Raw genomic sequence first — 18,171 nt, forward strand, 5'->3', positions numbered from 1 at the left:
CGTCGATGATGATCTTGCCCCTTGCCATCGCCGGCATTGTTGCCACCGCTTTCTGCTTCACCGCCTGGAAGGCGAAGGCGATCGAGATCGCGTTCCCGAATACCGGCGAACTGATCGATGTCGGCGGCTTTTCCATGAACTCGCTGCATATGCCGAAACCGGCAGGCGCCGACTTGCCGGCGATCGTCTTCATCCATGGCGCCAGCGGCAATTTTCGCGATCAGGAGGCGGCCTTCCGAGGGGCGCTCGAAGGCCGCGCCGAAATGCTCTTCGTCGACCGGCCGGGCCATGGTTATTCCGAACGCGGAGGTCCTGAAAACGGCTTCCCGGACGGCCAGGCGGCGGCGATCGCAAGGCTGATGGAAAAGCGCGGCATCGACAAAGCGATCATATCGGGCCATTCCTTCGGCGGTGCGATCGCCGCGAGCTTCGCCCTTTACCATCCGGAAAAGACCGCCGGCCTGCTCTTTCTGGCGCCTGCCACCCATCCCTGGCCCGGTCGGATCGACTGGTACTACAATCTCACCGCCCGCCCGGTTATCGGCCGATTGTTCAGCCATCTTCTCGCCCTGCCAGCCGGCCTCGTGGTGATGAAAACCGCCACTCGCTCGGTCTTTCATCCCAACCCCTGCCCCGAGACCTATCTTCGCGACGGGGCGCCGTATCTGGTCCTGCGTCCGAAAGTGTTCCGCAGCAATGCTGTCGATGTCGCCAATCTCAACGGCTACGTGACGCGTGTCGCGCCAAGATACAGCGAGATCACCGCGCCGACGGTGATCATTACCGGCGACAGCGACGCGATCGTTGCAGAGGAAATCCACTCGCGCGGTCTTGCCGATGATATCGCCGGCTCCGAACTCGTCTCAATCCGCAATCTCGGTCATAAGCCGGACTACGTGGCAACCGACGTGGTGATTGCCGCGATCGAAAAGCTTTCCGGTCTCCCCCGCGACCTGAAGGCCGCGGCCCGCATCGTGGAAGCCCGGATCGCGCCGGCGGCGGAAGACTCGGCCCCGGAAATGGATCTCTCGATCGAAAAAACCTGAGCCCGGCTCCGATAAGCCAGCCCCAAGCAAGCTGTCCGTCCCAACGTCCGAGCAAACGGAATCGGAGAGACGAGATGGAAATCGGCAGCATTGGCAGGGACTATTCCGCACGGTCCGCAAAGCCGGATAGCGCGTCGACCGCGACGGACGCCGCACCGGCATTGTCCGATCCCTCCAGCCCCAAGGACGCGCCTTACGATCGCCTCGTCCATGGCCTGACGTCGCTGAACAAGGCGACGGACGAGGCGGAAGAGCAGGCAAAGGCCCGCGCCAAACAGAAGCTCGACGACGCCAAGCAGCAACTCGAATTCATGCGGCGCTGGGGGTTCGATCCGGAAGTGGTCGCCAAGCAGGCGGCCCAGCTCGGCGTCATGGTCGCCGGCGCTGCACGAGAGTTCACCGAGGCGCTGACCGGAGCCGGCAACGGCGCCACATCCTCCGTTTCCGCCAATGCTCCGTCCGGAGCAGAGACGGCCGATCCTATGCTCGATGCGAGCGAGGAGGCTGCGGCCGCAGATACGACGGACGACGCGTCGGCGGAGGGCGACGAGCCGGTATCGTACGCCGAGCAGGCCTATCTCGAGGAGATGGACGAGACACCGCGGGAGGCGCCAAAACTGTCGCTTGACGACATCAAGACCGCGATGGAATTCAGCACCGTGGCCCGCCAGATCAAGGCACTTCTGGAGGAGGCCGCCCGCAGGCTGCGCGAACAGAACAGCACGGCCACCGTCCCCCGCACCCAGAACCTCGACGCCTCGGTCGACACGCTGACTGGCACGATCTCCGCCCTGCCAACGGTCGGCATCACCATCTGACCAATGGAAGTGCGCAATAAAAAACCGCCGGATCGCTTGACAAACCCGTCGATATTTTCGGCGGGTTTTGTTTTTGTGGATTTGTTTTCCGCCGGGAGGTCTTGGCGGGAGGGGCAGAAGGATGGGCTGGCTCATGCCGCGGCTGGTTTTGGTGTTTTGATGAGCGCCATTGCGATCTTCTTGATGTTCTGGGCGGCTGCAGCCAGCAGGCATTGGCAGGCGACACGGGTGAGACTTCGGAAGCGGGCATAGCGGTGGCCATGCAGCTGCTTGGCATCGGCAAAGGAGCGCTCGACCGTTTCCTTGCGGCGTTTGTAGATCGCCTTGCCCCAAGCGGTCAGGCGGTTGGCATCGGTGCGCTCGCGGGCATCGGCCCAGACATGGCGGGTGATGGTGCGTGTCGCGGTGGCGTTATGGGTGCAGGAGGCCAGCAACGGGCAGGTGCGGCAGATGGCCGGATCGGATGCGTAATGTTTATAGCCGTTGCGGTCGGTGGTGGCATAGGCGAGCAACTGTCCTTCGGGGCAGCGATAGCCGTCTGTCTGAGGCTCGTGGACGAACTTCGATTTGCGCATCATGCCGGCTTTGGGCGGTGTCGGATTGCGGTAGCCGGTGACACCGAGGATGGTGCGGTCTTCAAGCCCCTTGGCGATGCCGGAGGTCGCATAGCCGGCATCCAGGCCAACCGCGCCGACCTCGAAGCCGAACCGCTCACGCTGACGGTCCAGCCGCTCGAGATAGACGATGCTGTCATGCACATTGGCAGGTGTCACATGGGTGTCGGTGATGATCGCATGGCGGCCGTCCACCGTGCGGTGGTCGAGGTAGAAGAAGCCTTTCGGTTTGCCGTCGCGCACCATATAGCCGCTCTCGGGGTCGGTGCGCGACACCTTGGTTTCCTTCACCTCCGGCTGACGCTCTTTCTCCTTCAACGGCTTCTGGCCATGCAGCGCCCGCTCGACCTCGATTGCCCGGTCGAGGTCGGCCCAATAATCGGCGCGCGACTTCTCGATCATCGCAAGGTCGTATCTGCCCTTGTTGGCGTTCGCCTTCAGATGCGTCGAATCCGTATAGAGCACCGTACCGTCGACCAGGCCATGACCGATCGCCTGCTCAACGATATGATCAAAGATGTCCTGGGAAACCGAGGTGTCGTTGAAGCGCCGGCGGCGGTTCTGCGACAGCGTCGAGGCGTCAAACACCCCATCCGTCAGCTTCATCCGCAGAAACCAGCGATAGGCGACGTTGACCTCGATCTCGCGCACCAATTGGCGCTCCGAGCGGATGCCGAACAGGTAACCGATGAACAGCGCCTTGAACATCAAGGTCGGATCGAGCGGCGGCCGGCCGTTGTCGGCGCAATAAAGCCCGGCAACGCGATCATGGATGGACGAGAAGTCGATCACCGCATCAATCTTGCGAAGCAGGTGATCCTTCGGCACCAGACCCTCGAGCGTCACCATCTCAAGAGCCGTCTGGCAAGAGGCAGGTTTCTTCAACATGTCCCAATGAATCACAAACCCCCGGACCACGCCAGGGGTTTGTCAGCAGTCTGAACCGCCGGATCGCTCCGGCGGTTTTCGTTTGCCTGGATGATACGCCTCAGATGCCGCTCTGGCCGTCCGAGCCGATATAGGCGATGCGCAGCATGTTGGTGGCGCCGGGCGTGCCGAGCGGCACGCCGGCCGAGATGATGATCCGGTCGCCGGGCTTGCCGAATCCTTCCGACACGACGATCCGGCAGGCACGGTTGACCATGTCGTCGAGATCAGTCGCGTCGCTGGTGACGACGCAATGCATGCCCCAGCCGACCGAAAGCCGCCGTGCCGTCTGGACGATCGGCGACAGCGCGATGATCGGCACCTGCGGGCGCTCGCGGGATGCGCGCAGGCCGGTCGTGCCCGACGAGGTGTAGGTGACGATAGCCGCCAGCTTCAAGGTTTCGGCGATCTGGCGGGCGGCCAGCGAAATGGCGTCGGCGCCGGTCGCTTCCGGTGTCGCACGCTGGGCATAGATGATGCTCGGATAGAGCGGATCCTGCTCGACCGTGCTGGCGATCGACGCCATCATCGAGACCGCCTCGACCGGATACTGGCCGGAGGCCGATTCGGCGGAAAGCATGATCGCATCGGCGCCTTCGAAAACGGCGATCGACACGTCCGACACTTCAGCGCGGGTCGGAACCGGGGCGGTGATCATCGATTCCAGCATCTGGGTGGCAACCACGACCGGCTTGCCGGCGCGCCGACACAAGCGGGTCAGCTGCTTCTGGATGCCCGGAACGGCCTCGATCGGCATTTCGACGCCGAGATCGCCGCGCGCCACCATGACCGCGTCGGAAAGCTCGATGATTTCGTCGATGCGCTCCAGCGCCTGGGGCTTTTCGATCTTCGACATGATGCCGACACGGCCGCGGGCGATCTTGCGCACTTCGGCAAGGTCGTCGGGACGCTGGACGAAGGAAAGCGCCACCCAGTCGACATCGTCGGTCGCCAGAACCGCATCGAGGTCGATGCGATCCTTTTCGGTCAGCGCGCCGACGCCGAGCAGGGTATCGGGCAGGCTGACGCCCTTGCGGTCGGAAATGCTGGTGCCGGCGACGACCTTGCAGACGATGCTCTTGCCGTCGGACTTCTCGGCCTTCAGCGCCAGCTTGCCGTCGTCGATCAGCAGGCGATGGCCCACTTTCACAGATTCGAGAATTTCCGGATGCGGCAGGAACACGCGGGTCTCGTCGCCGGGTTCGTCACGGCTGTCGAGCGTGAAGGTCTGGCCGGGGGTCAGCGTTACCTTACCGGCCGCAAATTTGCCGACGCGCAGCTTCGGCCCCTGAAGGTCGGCGAGAATGCCAATCGGCCGGCCGCTGCGCTCTTCGACGGATCGGATGCGCTTGATCAGCGTGCGCATCAGGTCGTGGCTCGCATGGCTCATGTTGATGCGGAAGAGATCGGCCCCCGCTTCGTGCAGCTTCTGGATCATCTCCTCTTCGGACGAAGCGGGTCCGAGGGTGGCGAGGATCTTTACTTTGCGGTTGCGCCTCATCAGTTGTGGCCTTCTTGTGTGCCAGGCGTATCCGAAAGCTGGACCATCCAACTTCCCTGACGGCCCGTGTCATATTCCTTGAAGCCCATGCGCTGGAAGCCACGGGCAAAACAATCGTTGACGCCGACGATCTTGAACTCGTTCTCCGCGACGCACATGTTCACATTGCCGGTCCATCGGCCTCCTCGAGCTGCATCCTCGGCATAAAGATAATAGTAGCGCGACTGCAGTTCGCCTTCGATCAGCGTTGCGCAGGTGGAGGCCGGAACCTGCCACCAGCCTTCCGTGGTCCAGCCTTCGGTGGCGCGGTAGCCAATCGCCACGCCAACGAGGTTCTGCGTGGCGTTGCAAACGCGGAAATCCGCATGCGCGGCAGTCGCCGCGAAAAGCGGAATACCGGAGGCGACCATGGCGGCAAGCGCCGGAGCGGAAACGAGGGAGCGAAGATAAGCTTTTGGGGATTTTTTCGACACGGTTTCCGTCAGGACTCCATGGTTATTCGTGAAGCACTTTCTTCGCGCGGCGGAGTCGGAAAGTCAACGTAACTCTAATCGATTAGTCCGTCTCACGGCCTCAACCCATGCTGATCGCGATGCCAGCACGGCTTGCGTCGCGACTTTCCCCATGTCATCAACACCCGTCTCTCGACCCACCTTTCGCAACCACTTCATTTTCGACGGCGATGCAGGACTTCATTCCTTTCGAGATCATAGAAGGCGATTATGACAGCGGCATGGTGCTGCTCGCCGACCATGCGATGAACCGCCTGCCCACTTCCCATGGCAGCCTCGGTCTTCCGGAGAGCGCCTTCCACCGCCATATCGCCTTCGACATCGGCGTCGAGGGGCTGACCCGCCAGCTGGCGGCGATGCTGAACGTGCCGGCCGTGCTCGGCTGTTTCTCCCGCCTGCTGATCGATCCGAACCGCGGCGAGGACGATCCGACCCTGATCATGAAGATTTCCGATGGGGCGATCATCCCCGGCAATCATCCGATCACGCAGGAAGAATGGGATTTCCGCCTCGATACCTATCACCGGCCCTATCACCGGGCCGTCGAGCGCACCATCGCCAAGGCAGGCAGCCCGGGCCGCGCGCCGCTCGTCCTGTCGCTGCATTCCTTCACCCCGTTCTGGAAGGGCGTCGCCCGCCCCTGGCACGCAGCCGTGCTCTGGGACAGCGACGATCGCGCCGTAAAGCCTCTCCTGCACCTGCTTGGCGAACCCGGCGACATCGTCGTCGGTGACAACGAGCCCTATGACGGCGCGCTTAAAGGTGACACCATGTACCGGCACTGCATGGTGTCGGGAATTCCGCACGCGCTTCTCGAGGTCCGCCAGGACCTGATCGGCGACGAGACCGGCATCACCGCCTGGGCGGAAAGGCTGGCGCCGGTCTTCAAGAGGCTCAACGCCGACCCCACATTGCATGAATACAGGATCGTTCCCTCGCGCACCGGACCCTATCCGGTCTGACGCGACGACACCCGGAGATGCGCCATGAGCGAACTCACGCCAATAGAACTGACCAGAGAACAGCAGACCGAATTCGAGGCCGCCGCTTTCCGCCGTCTCGTCCAGCACCTGCGCGAGCGCACCGACGTGCAGAACATCGACCTGATGAACCTCGCCGGCTTCTGCCGCAACTGCCTGTCGAACTGGTATCGCGATGCCGCCAACGATGCCGGCGTCGGCCTCTCCAAGGACGCCTCCCGCGAGATTGTCTATGGCATGCCCTACGAGGATTGGAAAAATCTGCACCAGGCGGAGGCCTCGGATGCACAAAAAGCCGCATTCGACGTGAACAAGCCCGTCCATGGCTGATCGATTTGCCGATTGCGCTTGACCTTGCGGCGGCTTTTCGGCAGTTGACGACCATTCATTGAAATCTACACGATCAGGAGGCCCCGATGTCTGATGCTCATGGCGTCGCCCGCGACCAGCTTCGCGCATTTATCGAGCGTATCGAACGACTGGAAGAAGAAAAGAAGACCATCGCCGACGACATCAAGGATGTCTACGGCGAAGCCAAGGGCATGGGCTACGACACCAAGATCATGAAGAAGGTCATCGCCCTTCGCAAGAAGGACGATCAGGAGCGCATGGAAGAGGATTTGATCCTCGATACCTATCTCCAGGCACTCGGCATGATCGAAGCCCCAGCCGACCAGGATGCTGCCTGATCTTTCGCAAGACATGCAAGCCAGGCACCAAGCATGAAAAAACCCGCCATTTCGGCGGGTTTTTTATGGTCTTCGATCAGTCCGGCGATCAGTTGTTCGGGCCGCTGAAACGGTTCGGGTCGATCGCTACCGTTGCGGCAACCGGCCTGAAGCCACCGCCGGAATAACCTGCCGAGTATTCGTTGTTGAGGGTACGGCTAACGACGCGCGGTGCCTTCATCGAGGCGGCGGCGCCGGCACGATTGTTGCTGAGAGCCCATTTCGCCAGCACGTCGCCCGTCAGCGCGCCGCCGCTTGCACCCTGCGGCGCGGACGTACGGCCGCCCTTTGCAGGGATCGGAAGCGCGCTTGTCGAAGCGGAGACTGGGCTGCGCGGCGTATCGAAACCATCGCCGAACTGCGCACCCTTGTTGGAATGGATCACTTTCGGAGAAACCGACGCCGTTTCGACGGGCTTCTGGACCGGCATCGGAGCCGCCGCCATTGCCGCAGCAGGCTGGGCCGGTGCCGGCTGGGTCGGTGCTGGTTGAGTCGGAGCCGGCTGAGCCGAGGCAACCGGCCCGGGCGACGCTGCCGCCGGACGCGGCTCGACGCTCTGGGCAAGCGCCGCAACGAGGGCCGGTGTCAGCTCCTGCTGTTCCTCCGCCTTGGCAGCGGGTGCCGCAGCGGCAATGTTCGGGCGTTGGCCGGGAAGCGGTACGGACGCGGCATCCTCTTGAGCGCGCATCGGGCCAACGGATGCGGTCATCACGCCGCTTTCCGCGTCACCCTTGAAGCCACGCGGTCCGAGCAGCGTCGGGACCGGAATAGTGTAGGCGGAAAGATCGGCGAAGGTTTCGCCGCCGGGCTGGGCGGGAGTCGACGCCTGCAGGGCGAGCGCTTCCTGGGCCGGATTACGCGCCGGAGAATAGAGCGCCGTCGCAAGCCCGCCCGCATCCGAACGGAAAGCGGGGCGCGAAAGCGGTACGGGCGCTGCAATCGTCTGTGCCTGTGCCGGAGCCTGGGCTTGAGCCTGCGTCTGGCCTGTCAAAGGCGAAGCCGAGGCAACCGCGACGGGCGCTTCGCCCTCGTCGTCGTCTGCAGCGGGCTTGGCAGCCGGAGCCCCACGCTTCGCCACGGCCGGAGCCGTGTTTTCCGCGTTGTCCTCCTCCTCGTCGGCACCGCCGCCGCCGAACAGGAAGGCCAGCAGGTTCGGCTGCCGTTTCCGTTCCGAGCCGTCGCCGCGGATACCGGCACCGGCGGTGCTGGCGATCTGGATCGAATCGGAACCGACGCGCCGCTTGTAATCCGCCATCGCCGCTTCGTAGCCGGGAAGCGGCTTGCCGTCGGCGGGAAGATGGATCGTGTTGCCGTTCGGGAATATCTGCACCAGTTCCTGGCGCGTCATCCGCGGCCAGGCGCGCACGCCGCCGACATCGAGATGCACGAAGGGCGAACCCGAAGTCGGATAATAGCCGACGCCGCCGACCTGCATCTGCATTGCGAGCCCGCGCAGCGTCGAAAGCTTCACGCCCGGAATGTAGAAGTCCATGGCCTTGCCGAGCATGTGCTGGCTGTTCTTGGCGACACCGGTGTAGCGCGAACGGGTGCGCAGCATGTTGTTGGTGGTGGGAGAACGATAGGCCGAAACCACATGGATATAGTCGGAAGCGCCGGAACGGCGATAGACTTCCCAGACGAGATCGAAGAGCCGCGGGTCCATCCTGGCCGGCTCGTTGCGGCGCCAGTCGCGCAGGAACTGGTTGATCTGGGCGAGGCCCTTGGGATCGAACTTGCCATTGCGCTTGAAGGTGATGACGGCCTTTTCGCCGGTATGGACGAAATAGAGTTTGAGGCTCTTTTCCTGTGCGGCGGCATCACTTGCGGAGACCGAAAGCACAGGCAGAGCCATCAGCACCAACAGGGCGATGGCCGTAACGCATTTGGTGAGGCCGGCAAAAAACCCGACTTTGCAGCCGCGCCCCTTCTCACCCGAAGGCGTTTCTTTTGCATACTGATCCGGCAAAACGATCCCCGTCCTGTCGACAACGTCCCACGTTGCCTCAAATGACTGTCAATTGCGGTGACACGATGGCAAATGTGCCACACATGTACAAGCTTCTCCCGTATAGTCAACAATTGACTAATCAGAGATTGACAGACGTTGACAGGACATCCTTGCGCGAAGGTTAACACTCGCTAATACATTAGTAATTACGCGGCTTCCTTCAGGGGATCATCCGGATCGATGCCGTAATCCTTGAGTTTACGATAAAGTGTCGAGCGTCCGATGCCGAGCTTGCGGGCAACCTGGCTCATCTGGCCGCGATAGAACTTCAGCGCGAAGCGGATCAGCTCCTCCTCGACATCCGCAAGCTTCCTCACTTCGCCCGTGTCGTCGGTACTGACGATGACGTTTTCCTGGGGATAAGCGGCGGCGAGCATCGCCTTCGCATCCGGCCTGCCGACCCGCCCCTTGTCGTTATTGGCAAATACCGGCGAATCGGCGAGCGCCTCGCGCATGGCGTGATCGGACAAGACACCCGGCGCGGGCATGACGGCGGTCGCCGCCAGTTCCGCCTGCCGGAATTCCGGGATCTGCGCAGCGATCTGCGGAAAATCGTCTTCGGTAAGTTCGTCGCCCTCGGCAAGCACCACCGCCCGGAACACGGCGTTTTCGAGCTGGCGGATATTGCCCGGCCAGTCGTAGGCCGTCAGAAGTGCCAACGCGCCGGCGCCGACCGACAGCGTCCTGTTGAGCTTCTGCTCGGTCGAGAACCGTTCGGCAAAGACGCGGGCGAGATGCGGAATGTCTTCCTTGCGGCGGCGCAGCGCCGGAATGGTGATCGGGAAGACGTTGAGGCGATAATAGAGGTCCTCGCGGAAGCGGCCGGCGCGGACTTCCTCGATCAGGTCCTTGTTGGTCGCCGAAATCAGCCGGACGTTGACCTTCTGGACCTTGGAGGCACCGACGGTCTCGACCTCGCCCTGCTGCACGGCGCGCAACAGCTTCACCTGCACTTCGAGCGGCAAATCGCCGATCTCGTCGAGGAAAAGCGTGCCGCCATCGGCTTCCACGAACTTGCCGGTATGTTTTTCCGAAGCGCCGGTGAAAGCGCCCTTCTCGTGGCCGAAGAGAATGCTTTCCACGAGATTATGCGGAATGGCGCCGCAGTTGACGGTAATGAAAGGCTTGCCGGCCCGGTCGCTGTTCGACTGGATAGCTCGTGCGATCATTTCCTTGCCGACGCCGGATTCACCTTCCAGCACCACCGGGATGTTGGAATGGGCGGCGCGCTGGGCGAGGTCGATGACCCGCAGCATGTCCGGGCTTGCCGAGATGATATCGCCGAAACCGACGGCGCCGGCGCGATGGCGGCGGCCGACGCGGGCCTTCGATTCCTTCTGGTCGAGCTTCAGCGCATTGGAGATCGAGGCGCCGATCCGTTCCGGCGACACCGGCTTGACGACGAAATCGAAGGCACCGGCGCGCATCGCCTGCACCACGTATTCGATGCTGCCCTGTCCGGTCTGGACGATGACGGGCGTTTCGACGCCGAGTTCACGGATCGCCGCGAGGAAGGTGAGGCCGTCCATTTCCGGCATCATCAGATCGAGCACGATGACATTGATGTCGGTCGCGGTGCGCTTCAGGAACTCCAGCGCCGCTAGGCCGTTCTCGGCGAGATGGGCGACATGGCCGTAACGTTCCACCGCATTTTTCAACAGGCGACGCTGAATAGGATCGTCATCGACAACGAGGATTTGCGCAATCATGCTCGGCTCCCAGCAATGGTCATCATGGCCCTTTTAGGCTGTTATGCCGCTGGTTGTGTCAGAAAGCCTTGAACATCCCCTTTTGAGAAAAGCTTGCATTTTAACGGCCGGCAAGGAAAACAGACGCAACAGGTTGAGAAGGAAAAAAGCGATGAGAATGTCCGCCCCCGCCCTCCCCGAAATTCTGGCCGCAACCGCCGCAGGCGCTGCCGCCTCCGACCCGGCGCTCGGTCTTCTGCCGGTCTGGAAGCTTTCGGATCTCTATGCCGCCAAGGATGCCCCGGCTTTTACCGCCGATATGGAGAAAGCCCAGAAACTGTCGATCGCCTTCGAGGAAAAGTGGAAGGGCAAGCTTACCGAAGCCGCGACCAAGACCGGCGCCGGCGGCATCGGCGAGGCGCTCAAGGAATACGAAGCGCTCGACGATCTGCTCGGCAAGATCGGCTCTTTCGCAGGCCTCACCTATTTTTCCGACACGTCGAGCCCTGCCAACGGCAAGTTCTACGGCGACGTCCAGGCTAAGCTGACCGACCTCTCCGCGCACCTGCTGTTCTTCGCGCTGGAACTCAACCGCATCGACGACGCGGTGATGGACGCCTGCATGGATCGCGACCCGGCCGCCGGCCACTATCGCCCCTGGCTCGTCGACCTGCGCAAGGACAAGCCCTTCCAGCTCGAAGACAAGCTCGAACAGCTCTTCCTCGAAAAGTCGATGACCTCTGCCGCCGCTTTCAACCGCCTCTTCGACGAGACCATGGCCGAGCTTCGCTTCGAGGTCGACGGCGAGCAATTGTCGCTGGAGGTCGCCCTCAACATGCTGCAGGAGCCTGAGCCGGAGATCCGCGCCAAGGCAGCCGCAGCCCTGTCGAAAACGTTCGGCGACAACCTGCGGGTCTTCACGCTGATCACCAACACGCTCGCCAAGGACAAGGAAATCTCCGACCGCTGGCGCGGTTTCGAGGACATCGCCGACAGTCGCCATCTTGCCAACCGTGTCGAACGCGAAGTCGTCGATGCGCTCGCCGAAGCGGTGAGACAAGCTTACCCGCGCCTCTCGCATCGCTACTACGCGATGAAGGCGAAGTGGCTCGGCGTCGGCCAGCTGAATTTCTGGGACCGCAATGCGCCGCTGCCGGAAACCCCCAACGCGCTGATCTCCTGGACCGAGGCGAAGGAGACCGTGCTCGACGCCTATCGCGGCTTCGCGCCGGAAATGGCCGACATCGCCGGCCGCTTCTTCGAGGAGCAATGGATCGATGCGCCGGTGCGTCCCAGGCAAGGCGCCGGGCGCCTTCGCGCACCCGACCGTGCCGTCGGCACACCCCTACGTGCTCGTCAACTATATGGGCAAACCGCGCGACGTGATGACGCTCGCCCACGAACTCGGCCACGGCGTGCACCAGGTGCTGGCCGGCGACCAGGGCGCCCTGATGTGCCAGACGCCGCTGACGCTTGCCGAAACCGCGTCCGTCTTTGGCGAAATGCTGACCTTCCGTGCGCTGCTGGAAAAGACCACCGACAAGCGTGAGCGCAAGGCCATGCTCGCCCAGAAGGTCGAGGACATGATCAACACGGTCGTGCGCCAGATCGCCTTTTACCAATTCGAGCGCAAGGTCCACACCGCCCGCAAGGAAGGCGAGTTGACCGCCGAGCAGATCGGCGAACTGTGGCTTTCCGTCCAGGGCGAGAGCCTCGGGCCGGCGATCAAGATATCGGAGGGTTATGAAAGCTGGTGGACCTATATCCCCCACTTCATCCACTCGCCCTTCTATGTCTATGCCTATGCCTTCGGTGATTGCCTGGTGAACTCGCTCTACGCGGTCTACAGTCAAGCCGCTCCGGGTTTCCAGCAGAAGTATTTCGAGCTTTTGAAGGCCGGCGGCACCAAGCATCACTCGGAACTGCTGAAGCCCTTCGGCCTCGACGCCACCGATCCATCCTTCTGGTCCAAAGGCCTGTCGATGATCGAAGGCCTGATTGACGAGCTGGAGGCTCTGGACAAGGCTTGAGGCATTCCCTTAATGCACGCCAATGCCCATAATACACTGCCATGAATGAGAAAGCGCCCTTCGCGCTCTTTCGCGACGACCCCGCCGGCCGGAGCCTCGTCTTTGACCGGCCGAAGGAAATCGTCATTGCCCGAACTGCCGCCGAGGTGCTGCCCGCACTTCGGCGTCTGGAAGAGGCGCGCCTCGCCGGTCAGTGGCTGGCGGGTTATATTTCCTATGAGGCCGGCTACGTCTTTGAGGACAAGCTCCGGCCGCTGATCGTCGACGACCGGCCGACGCCGCTGATCGCCATGGGCATATTCGACAAACCCTCGGGCAACGAACATCCGCTCGCCGGACCGCCCGCCATGGTCGTCGACGACGGTTCTTCACAGGGCTCTTTCCTCAGCGAACCGCGTGCCGGCTGGGATTTTGCGACCTACCGGGAACGGTTCGACCGACTTCACCGGCACCTGCGCAACGGCGACTGTTACCAGGCGAACCTGACCATGCCGGTCACCGCCCGCTGGCAGGGCGATCCGCTGTCCGCCTTCTGGTCCCTCGTCACCCGCCAGCCGGTGCGCTACGGCGCATTCGTCGACTTCGGCGGCCCGGTCATCCTGTCGCGTTCGCCCGAACTGTTCTTCTCGGTCGATGCGGATCGTTTCATCGAAACCCACCCGATGAAGGGAACCGCCCCGCGCGGCGCGACCGTGGGAGAAGATGAAGCGATCATCGCGGAAATGCTCGCCGACGAAAAGACGCTCGCCGAAAACCGGATGATCGTCGATCTCCTGCGCAACGATATCTCCGTGATCAGCGAGGTCGGCACCCTCTCGGTTCCGAGATTGTTCGAGATCGAAACCTATCCGACCGTCCACCAGATGGTCAGCCACGTGCGGGCGAAGCTGCTGCCCGAGATCGGTTTGCCCGAGATCCTCGCCGCTCTCTTTCCCTGCGGCTCGATCACCGGAGCGCCGAAAATGTGGGCCATGCGCATCCTTGCGGATCTCGAAAGGGAACCGCGCGACGTCTATTGCGGCGCCATCGGCTGGTGCGATCCGGCCGGCCCGATGCGATTTTCGGTGGCCATCCGCACGATCACGCTTTTCAATGACGAAAAAGCCGTCTTCAATGTCGGCGGCGGCATCGTCTTCGACTCGAAGGCCGAGGCCGAGTATGACGAGTGCCTGTTGAAGGCACGCTTTGCGGTGGGCGACCAATGGATTTCTCGCTGATCGAAACAATGCGCTGGGAACCGGGCGACGGCTTGCTCCGGGTGGACCAGCATTTGCGCCGGCTCAGCCGGTCGGCGGACGCGTTGGGTTTCCGCCAGCCGCCGGCGGATACGCTGAAACAGCTTCAAGCGGCCACAGCCGCCAGCGAGACGCCGCTCCGCGTCCGGCTGGTCATGACCTATCGCGGCAAGATCGAGATCACCACCACGCCGTTCACGCCTCTGCCCGCCGATACGCTCTGGCGGATCCGGGTCGCCAGGACGACACTTCCCTCGGACGATCCCACCTATCGCCACAAGACCTCCCGGCGAGAACTCTACGAGGCTGCCCGCGCCGAGTTTACACCGGAAGAAGCAGACGAGGTTCTGCTCCTCAACGAGCGTGGCGAGGTCTGCGAAGGCACGATCACCAACGTCTTCGTCGAACAGCCGGACGGTTCCCTGCTGACCCCGGCTCTGTCGAGCGGCCTCCTGCCGGGCATCCTGCGCGCCGACCTGATCCGCGAAGGAAGGGCGAAAAGCCAGGTCCTGCGCCTCGCCGACCTCGATAACCGCCGCTTCTTCGTCGGCAATTCGCTGCGCGGCCTGATCCCCGCCGAACTTGTCGCCCAGGCTGCGCGATTGGAAGTGGCGGTGGAAGCGCCTCGCCCTGCCGCGCGCGCCGCCAAAATGGCGAGAGCTGGTCGATAGATGACCGCGCCAAAACCCCTCGCGGATCATCTGCTTGCGCTTGAAACCGCACTGCAGACTCGAGAAGTCCGCAACTCCGAGGAAAAACTGCGTGAACTGCTGGCGCCGGACTTCCGCGAGTTCGGCCGCTCCGGCCTCGCGTACACGTTCGACGACATCGTCACCCATCTCGTTGCCGAGACAGGACCGGACAACAGTTCGATCTCGGATTTCAGCGCCACGATGCTAAGCGACACGATCGCGCTCGCCACCTATCGCGGCACCCGCGTCAGGGACGACGGCAGCCAGCTTTTTACCAACCGCAGCTCCATCTGGCGCCTCGACCCCGACGGCAAATGGCGCATGGTCTTTCACCAGGGCACGGCGACGGAGTGACTAATCCGTCAGATCCGTACGAGGTTTACGCCGGCGGCCGTCGAACACTTCGATGATTTCGATATCCTGGTCCACCGTCCGATAGATCAGGGAATAGGCGGATTGCGGTACGATGAGGCGACGCACGCCGAGTTTTGCTGTCAGCACGCCCGCTTGAGGATGCGCGATCAGCAGTTCCGCGATGTCGAGCAATCTCGCCGCCATCTCATTCGCGGCCTGGGGATTGTGCTCGGCGATGTAGGTGCGAAGGTGCACAAGATCGGCGATCGCCGCCTCGGCCCAGATGAGCCTCATCGACGCGTCTTGATGATGTCCGGCTTCGGCGCCGAGTCTTCGTCGGCCGTACCCCAGGTCTTCAGCCAGCCGGCCACCGCTTCATGCGAAACGAAATCGCCCTTGTCGGCGCGCTCGGCCGCGGCATCAAGGGCCTCGATCTCCAACTCGCGTTGCGAGAGATAGTCTTCGAGCGCTTCCTCGGCGAGCGCGGTCGAGGACCGATTGGTAGCCGAAGACAATCGGTCGAGCCGTTCCTTCATCTCTCCCGAGATGCGAAGTGAAACCACATGCGACGTCATGGCCTATAAGCCTCCAATTTTTCCCGTATGTAGCACAAAACCCGACCTCATGAAACTCGCCCACGCACCTCCCGGCGGCTGTTTGGGCACTGCCGGATCGGGCTTCTGCAACTCGCCGCGACACCGCAGCCGCGCCCACCGCGATCGAATAGCGCGGCCGATTCATCTGCCGAAAATCGACAGGCTCTTTATTGTGACGAAGTTTTATGATCTAGAGCGCCGCGAATTGCCCGAGTGCAGCCTTTAAATTTCCATTCCACTGCCGAATAAGCGGGGCAGCGGCCCGACAAGGCCGCGATCAAGGAGAAAGACATGTCAGAGACTACCTATCCGGTTTATGGCGAAATCACCGGTCCGATCGTGATGATCGGTTTCGGCTCGATCGGCCGCGGCACGCTGCCGCTGATCGAACGCCATTTCAAGTTCGACAAGAGCCGGATGGTCGTCATCGACCCGCGCGACGAACCCTCCGACATGGAGATCCTGAAGAAGCACGGCGTCCGTCACATCAAGGAATATGTGACCAAGGACAACTACAAGGACCTGCTGAAGCCGCTTCTGACAGCTGGCGAAGGCCAGGGCTTCTGCGTCAACCTCTCGGTCGACACCGGTTCGCTCGACCTGATGAAACTCTGCCGCAAGCTCGACGTCCTCTACATCGACACGGTCGTCGAGCCCTGGCTCGGCTTCTATTTCGACAAGAACATGAAGAATGCCGAGCGCACCAACTATGCGCTGCGCGAAACCGTTCGGCATGAAAAGAAGAAGAACCCCGGCGGCGCGACCGCCGTTTCCACCTGCGGCGCCAACCCGGGCATGGTCTCCTGGTTCGTCAAGCAGGCGCTGGTCAACCTCGCCAACGACACCGGCCTGAAGTTCGACGAACCGGATCAGCACGACCGCGAAGGCTGGGCGAAGCTGATGAAGAAGCTCGGCGTCAAGGGCGTCCACATCGCCGAACGCGACACCCAGCGCACCAAGCACCCGAAGCCGCTCAACGTGTTCTGGAACACCTGGTCGGTCGAAGGCTTCATCTCCGAAGGCATGCAGCCGGCCGAACTCGGCTGGGGCACGCATGAGGAGTGGATGCCGAAGAACGGCAAGAAGCACAAGAAGGGCAACAAGGCCGCCATCTATCTCGAACAGCCGGGCGCCAACACCCGCGTCCGTTCCTGGTGCCCGACGCCCGGACCGCAGTATGGCTTCCTCGTCACCCACAACGAGTCGATCTCGATCGCCGACTATTTCACGGTGCGCGACAAGGACGGCGAAGTGACCTTCCGTCCGACCTGCCATTATGCCTATCATCCGGCCAATGACGCGGTTCTCTCGCTTCATGAGATGTTCGGCAATGGCGGCACTCCGCAGCCGGTCCACCACGTTCTCGACGAGGACGAGCTGGAGGACGGCATCGACGAACTCGGCGTGCTGCTCTACGGCCACGAGAAGAACGCCTACTGGTTCGGTTCGCGCCTGTCGCTCGAGGAAACCCGCCGTATCGCGCCTTACCAGAACGCCACCGGCCTGCAGGTAACCTCCGCCGTTCTCTCCGGCATGGTCTGGGCGCTCGAAAATCCGACCGCCGGCATCGTCGAGGCCGACGAGATCGACTACAAGCGCTGCCTCGAAGTGCAATTGCCCTATCTCGGCCCGGTCGAAGGCCACTATACCGACTGGACCCCGCTCGACGGCCGCCCGGGCCTCTTCCCGGAAGACATCGACACCAAGGATCCGTGGCAGTTCAAGAACATCCTGGTTCGCTAATCTCGCGAACGGGTTCGCTAGTCTCGCGAATGGGTTCGCTGATTTCGCGAACGGGTTCGTTGATCCGATAAAACACAATGGAAACCGCCTGCCTCACCGCAGGCGGTTTTTTGCATGTTGAAAGCTCTTGCCTTTTCAAGGCCACATCTTGCGTTACATAGGGCGATGGCGGCAAGGTTTGCCAACCGAAGCCGGACCGAATCGCGGGAGACTGATCATGAAATTTAAAGTGAGCTTTGCGCTCATCGCCGCAGCCAGCTTGACCGCCTGCGTTTCGTCCCCTCCGCCTCAACAGATGGCGGCCGTGCAGCCGCAGGGCGTCGAAGGCAGCTGGGTCGATCCGAACGGCATCGTTTCCTCGTTCCAGGCCGGCACGTTCAACACCCGCTCCAGCGACAGCAACACGCTGCTCGCCTCGGGCACCTATACCAGCCTCTCGCCGACGCTGGTCGAGATCAACATGACCTCGCTGGTGCGCAAGACCCAGTCGCGCGTCAACTGCTCGCTGGTCAGCATCAACCAGCTCAACTGCACGCAGGATAGCGGCGCCCAGTTCTCGCTCGCCCGCCGCAGCTGAGGCGACGCATCCTCGACCGCACATCGCAACCCCGCTCCGGCGGGGTTTTCGCGTTTTGCGTGTGCTAATTTCAGAATACCCTACTGTCACATTTCCCTTGAACCCACCGTCGGTTGATGAAA

At 62.4% G+C, this 18,171-nt stretch carries 15 protein-coding genes and 4 pseudogenes; 11 read left to right on the forward strand and 8 right to left on the reverse strand.

The genetic code is table 11. The features are described 5' to 3' along the window. Positions 1-5 precede the first annotated feature (5 nt). Together ACZ9IU_RS17375 and ACZ9IU_RS17380 are read left to right on the forward strand one after the other, a co-directional pair. Positions 6-1,046: an alpha/beta fold hydrolase gene (locus ACZ9IU_RS17375; protein WP_038545011.1), complete on the forward strand. Its 1,041-nt coding sequence runs from the start codon at positions 6-8 to the stop codon at positions 1,044-1,046. A gap of 74 nt (positions 1,047-1,120) precedes the next feature. Continuing rightward, entirely contained in the window at positions 1,121-1,864 is a 744-nt protein-coding gene (locus ACZ9IU_RS17380) for a hypothetical protein (protein WP_038545012.1), read from the forward strand. A 131-nt stretch (positions 1,865-1,995) separates the two neighbouring features. Here the strand turns inward: ACZ9IU_RS17380 and ACZ9IU_RS17385 are convergent, their stop codons facing one another. From ACZ9IU_RS17385 to ACZ9IU_RS17395, 3 genes and pseudogenes are all read right to left on the reverse strand, one after another. Next, a complete protein-coding gene (locus ACZ9IU_RS17385; RefSeq protein WP_038541118.1) occupies positions 1,996-3,366 on the reverse strand; it encodes an IS1182 family transposase in 1,371 nt (456 codons plus the stop codon). Positions 3,367-3,466: 100 nt separating this feature from the next. Beyond that, the gene (gene pyk / locus ACZ9IU_RS17390; protein WP_038545015.1) at positions 3,467-4,906 is read right to left on the reverse strand and encodes a pyruvate kinase; all 1,440 of its coding nucleotides are present in this window, start codon (positions 4,904-4,906) and stop codon (positions 3,467-3,469) included. Beyond that, positions 4,906-5,298: pseudogene (locus tag ACZ9IU_RS17395) on the reverse strand (DUF1036 domain-containing protein); the annotation flags it as partial. The gene pyk and the pseudogene ACZ9IU_RS17395, both read right to left, overlap by 1 nt. Before the next feature lie 290 nt (positions 5,299-5,588). Here ACZ9IU_RS17395 and ACZ9IU_RS17400 point away from each other — a divergent pair. From ACZ9IU_RS17400 to ACZ9IU_RS17410, 3 genes are all read left to right on the forward strand, one after another. After that, positions 5,589-6,380, forward strand: coding sequence for an N-formylglutamate amidohydrolase (locus ACZ9IU_RS17400; RefSeq protein WP_038545018.1), 792 nt, complete (start codon positions 5,589-5,591; stop codon positions 6,378-6,380). Between the two features lie 24 nt (positions 6,381-6,404). Then, positions 6,405-6,728, forward strand: a complete 324-nt coding sequence (locus ACZ9IU_RS17405) for a DUF1244 domain-containing protein (protein ID WP_038545020.1) — start codon at positions 6,405-6,407, stop codon at positions 6,726-6,728. Between the two features lie 86 nt (positions 6,729-6,814). Further along, a complete protein-coding gene (locus ACZ9IU_RS17410) occupies positions 6,815-7,087 on the forward strand; it encodes a DUF2312 domain-containing protein (protein WP_007752220.1) in 273 nt (90 codons plus the stop codon). Between the two features lie 88 nt (positions 7,088-7,175). On the opposite strand, the gene ACZ9IU_RS17415 is transcribed toward ACZ9IU_RS17410, so the two are convergent. The 3 genes and pseudogenes from ACZ9IU_RS17415 to ACZ9IU_RS17425 form a co-directional block, all read right to left on the reverse strand. After that, on the reverse strand, positions 7,176-9,092 hold the full coding sequence (locus ACZ9IU_RS17415; RefSeq protein WP_244447432.1) for a peptidoglycan L,D-endopeptidase MepK: 1,917 nt from the start codon (positions 9,090-9,092) through the stop codon (positions 7,176-7,178). A 188-nt stretch (positions 9,093-9,280) separates the two neighbouring features. Next, a pseudogene (locus ACZ9IU_RS17420) lies at positions 9,281-9,457 on the reverse strand (helix-turn-helix domain-containing protein); the annotation flags it as partial. A gap of 197 nt (positions 9,458-9,654) precedes the next feature. Beyond that, positions 9,655-10,843 (reverse strand): annotated as a pseudogene (locus tag ACZ9IU_RS17425) (sigma-54-dependent transcriptional regulator); the annotation flags it as partial. 157 nt (positions 10,844-11,000) lie between these two features. Here ACZ9IU_RS17425 and ACZ9IU_RS17430 point away from each other — a divergent pair. From ACZ9IU_RS17430 to ACZ9IU_RS17445, 4 genes and pseudogenes are all read left to right on the forward strand, one after another. Beyond that, positions 11,001-12,852 (forward strand): annotated as a pseudogene (locus ACZ9IU_RS17430) (M3 family oligoendopeptidase). Between the two features lie 41 nt (positions 12,853-12,893). Beyond that, the gene (locus ACZ9IU_RS17435) at positions 12,894-14,069 is read left to right on the forward strand and encodes an aminodeoxychorismate synthase component I (protein ID WP_038545028.1); all 1,176 of its coding nucleotides are present in this window, start codon (positions 12,894-12,896) and stop codon (positions 14,067-14,069) included. Then, positions 14,054-14,758, forward strand: a complete 705-nt coding sequence (locus tag ACZ9IU_RS17440; RefSeq protein WP_038545030.1) for an aminotransferase class IV family protein — start codon at positions 14,054-14,056, stop codon at positions 14,756-14,758. The genes ACZ9IU_RS17435 and ACZ9IU_RS17440 overlap by 16 nt, the downstream gene beginning before the upstream one ends. Beyond that, positions 14,759-15,133, forward strand: a complete 375-nt coding sequence (locus ACZ9IU_RS17445; RefSeq protein WP_038545032.1) for a nuclear transport factor 2 family protein — start codon at positions 14,759-14,761, stop codon at positions 15,131-15,133. Here the strand turns inward: ACZ9IU_RS17445 and ACZ9IU_RS17450 are convergent, their stop codons facing one another. Both ACZ9IU_RS17450 and ACZ9IU_RS17455 read right to left on the reverse strand, forming a co-directional pair. Further along, a complete protein-coding gene (locus ACZ9IU_RS17450) occupies positions 15,134-15,427 on the reverse strand; it encodes a type II toxin-antitoxin system RelE/ParE family toxin (protein WP_038545035.1) in 294 nt (97 codons plus the stop codon). After that, positions 15,424-15,708 (reverse strand): CopG family ribbon-helix-helix protein, encoded by a 285-nt coding sequence (locus tag ACZ9IU_RS17455; protein ID WP_051899801.1) that lies wholly within the window; start codon positions 15,706-15,708, stop codon positions 15,424-15,426. Before ACZ9IU_RS17455 ends, ACZ9IU_RS17450 begins: the two co-directional genes overlap by 4 nt. Positions 15,709-16,020: 312 nt before the next feature. Between ACZ9IU_RS17455 and ACZ9IU_RS17460 the strand changes: the two genes are divergently transcribed. Next, positions 16,021-17,472: a homospermidine synthase gene (locus tag ACZ9IU_RS17460; RefSeq protein ID WP_038545037.1), complete on the forward strand. Its 1,452-nt coding sequence runs from the start codon at positions 16,021-16,023 to the stop codon at positions 17,470-17,472. 217 nt (positions 17,473-17,689) lie between these two features. Then, positions 17,690-18,049, forward strand: a complete 360-nt coding sequence (gene omp10, locus ACZ9IU_RS17465) for an outer membrane lipoprotein Omp10 (protein ID WP_037077168.1) — start codon at positions 17,690-17,692, stop codon at positions 18,047-18,049. Positions 18,050-18,171: the final 122 nt, after the last annotated feature.

It is taken from the genome of Mesorhizobium sp. USDA 4132 (assembly GCF_056279545.1).

Coding starts and splice junctions, on each gene's coding strand:
- ACZ9IU_RS17435 (WP_038545028.1), top strand. CDS start 12,894: ATGAATGAGAAAGCGCCCTTCGCGCTCTTTCGCGACGACCCCGCCGGC.
- ACZ9IU_RS17405 (WP_038545020.1), top strand. CDS start 6,405: ATGAGCGAACTCACGCCAATAGAACTGACCAGAGAACAGCAGACCGAA.
- ACZ9IU_RS17460 (WP_038545037.1), top strand. CDS start 16,021: ATGTCAGAGACTACCTATCCGGTTTATGGCGAAATCACCGGTCCGATC.
- omp10 (WP_037077168.1), top strand. CDS start 17,690: ATGAAATTTAAAGTGAGCTTTGCGCTCATCGCCGCAGCCAGCTTGACC.
- ACZ9IU_RS17385 (WP_038541118.1), bottom strand. CDS start 3,366: ATGTTGAAGAAACCTGCCTCTTGCCAGACGGCTCTTGAGATGGTGACG.
- ACZ9IU_RS17375 (WP_038545011.1), top strand. CDS start 6: ATGATGATCTTGCCCCTTGCCATCGCCGGCATTGTTGCCACCGCTTTC.
- ACZ9IU_RS17450 (WP_038545035.1), bottom strand. CDS start 15,427: ATGAGGCTCATCTGGGCCGAGGCGGCGATCGCCGATCTTGTGCACCTT.
- ACZ9IU_RS17445 (WP_038545032.1), top strand. CDS start 14,759: ATGACCGCGCCAAAACCCCTCGCGGATCATCTGCTTGCGCTTGAAACC.
- ACZ9IU_RS17440 (WP_038545030.1), top strand. CDS start 14,054: ATGGATTTCTCGCTGATCGAAACAATGCGCTGGGAACCGGGCGACGGC.
- ACZ9IU_RS17455 (WP_051899801.1), bottom strand. CDS start 15,708: ATGACGTCGCATGTGGTTTCACTTCGCATCTCGGGAGAGATGAAGGAA.
- ACZ9IU_RS17380 (WP_038545012.1), top strand. CDS start 1,121: ATGGAAATCGGCAGCATTGGCAGGGACTATTCCGCACGGTCCGCAAAG.
- ACZ9IU_RS17410 (WP_007752220.1), top strand. CDS start 6,815: ATGTCTGATGCTCATGGCGTCGCCCGCGACCAGCTTCGCGCATTTATC.
- pyk (WP_038545015.1), bottom strand. CDS start 4,906: ATGAGGCGCAACCGCAAAGTAAAGATCCTCGCCACCCTCGGACCCGCT.
- ACZ9IU_RS17400 (WP_038545018.1), top strand. CDS start 5,589: ATGCAGGACTTCATTCCTTTCGAGATCATAGAAGGCGATTATGACAGC.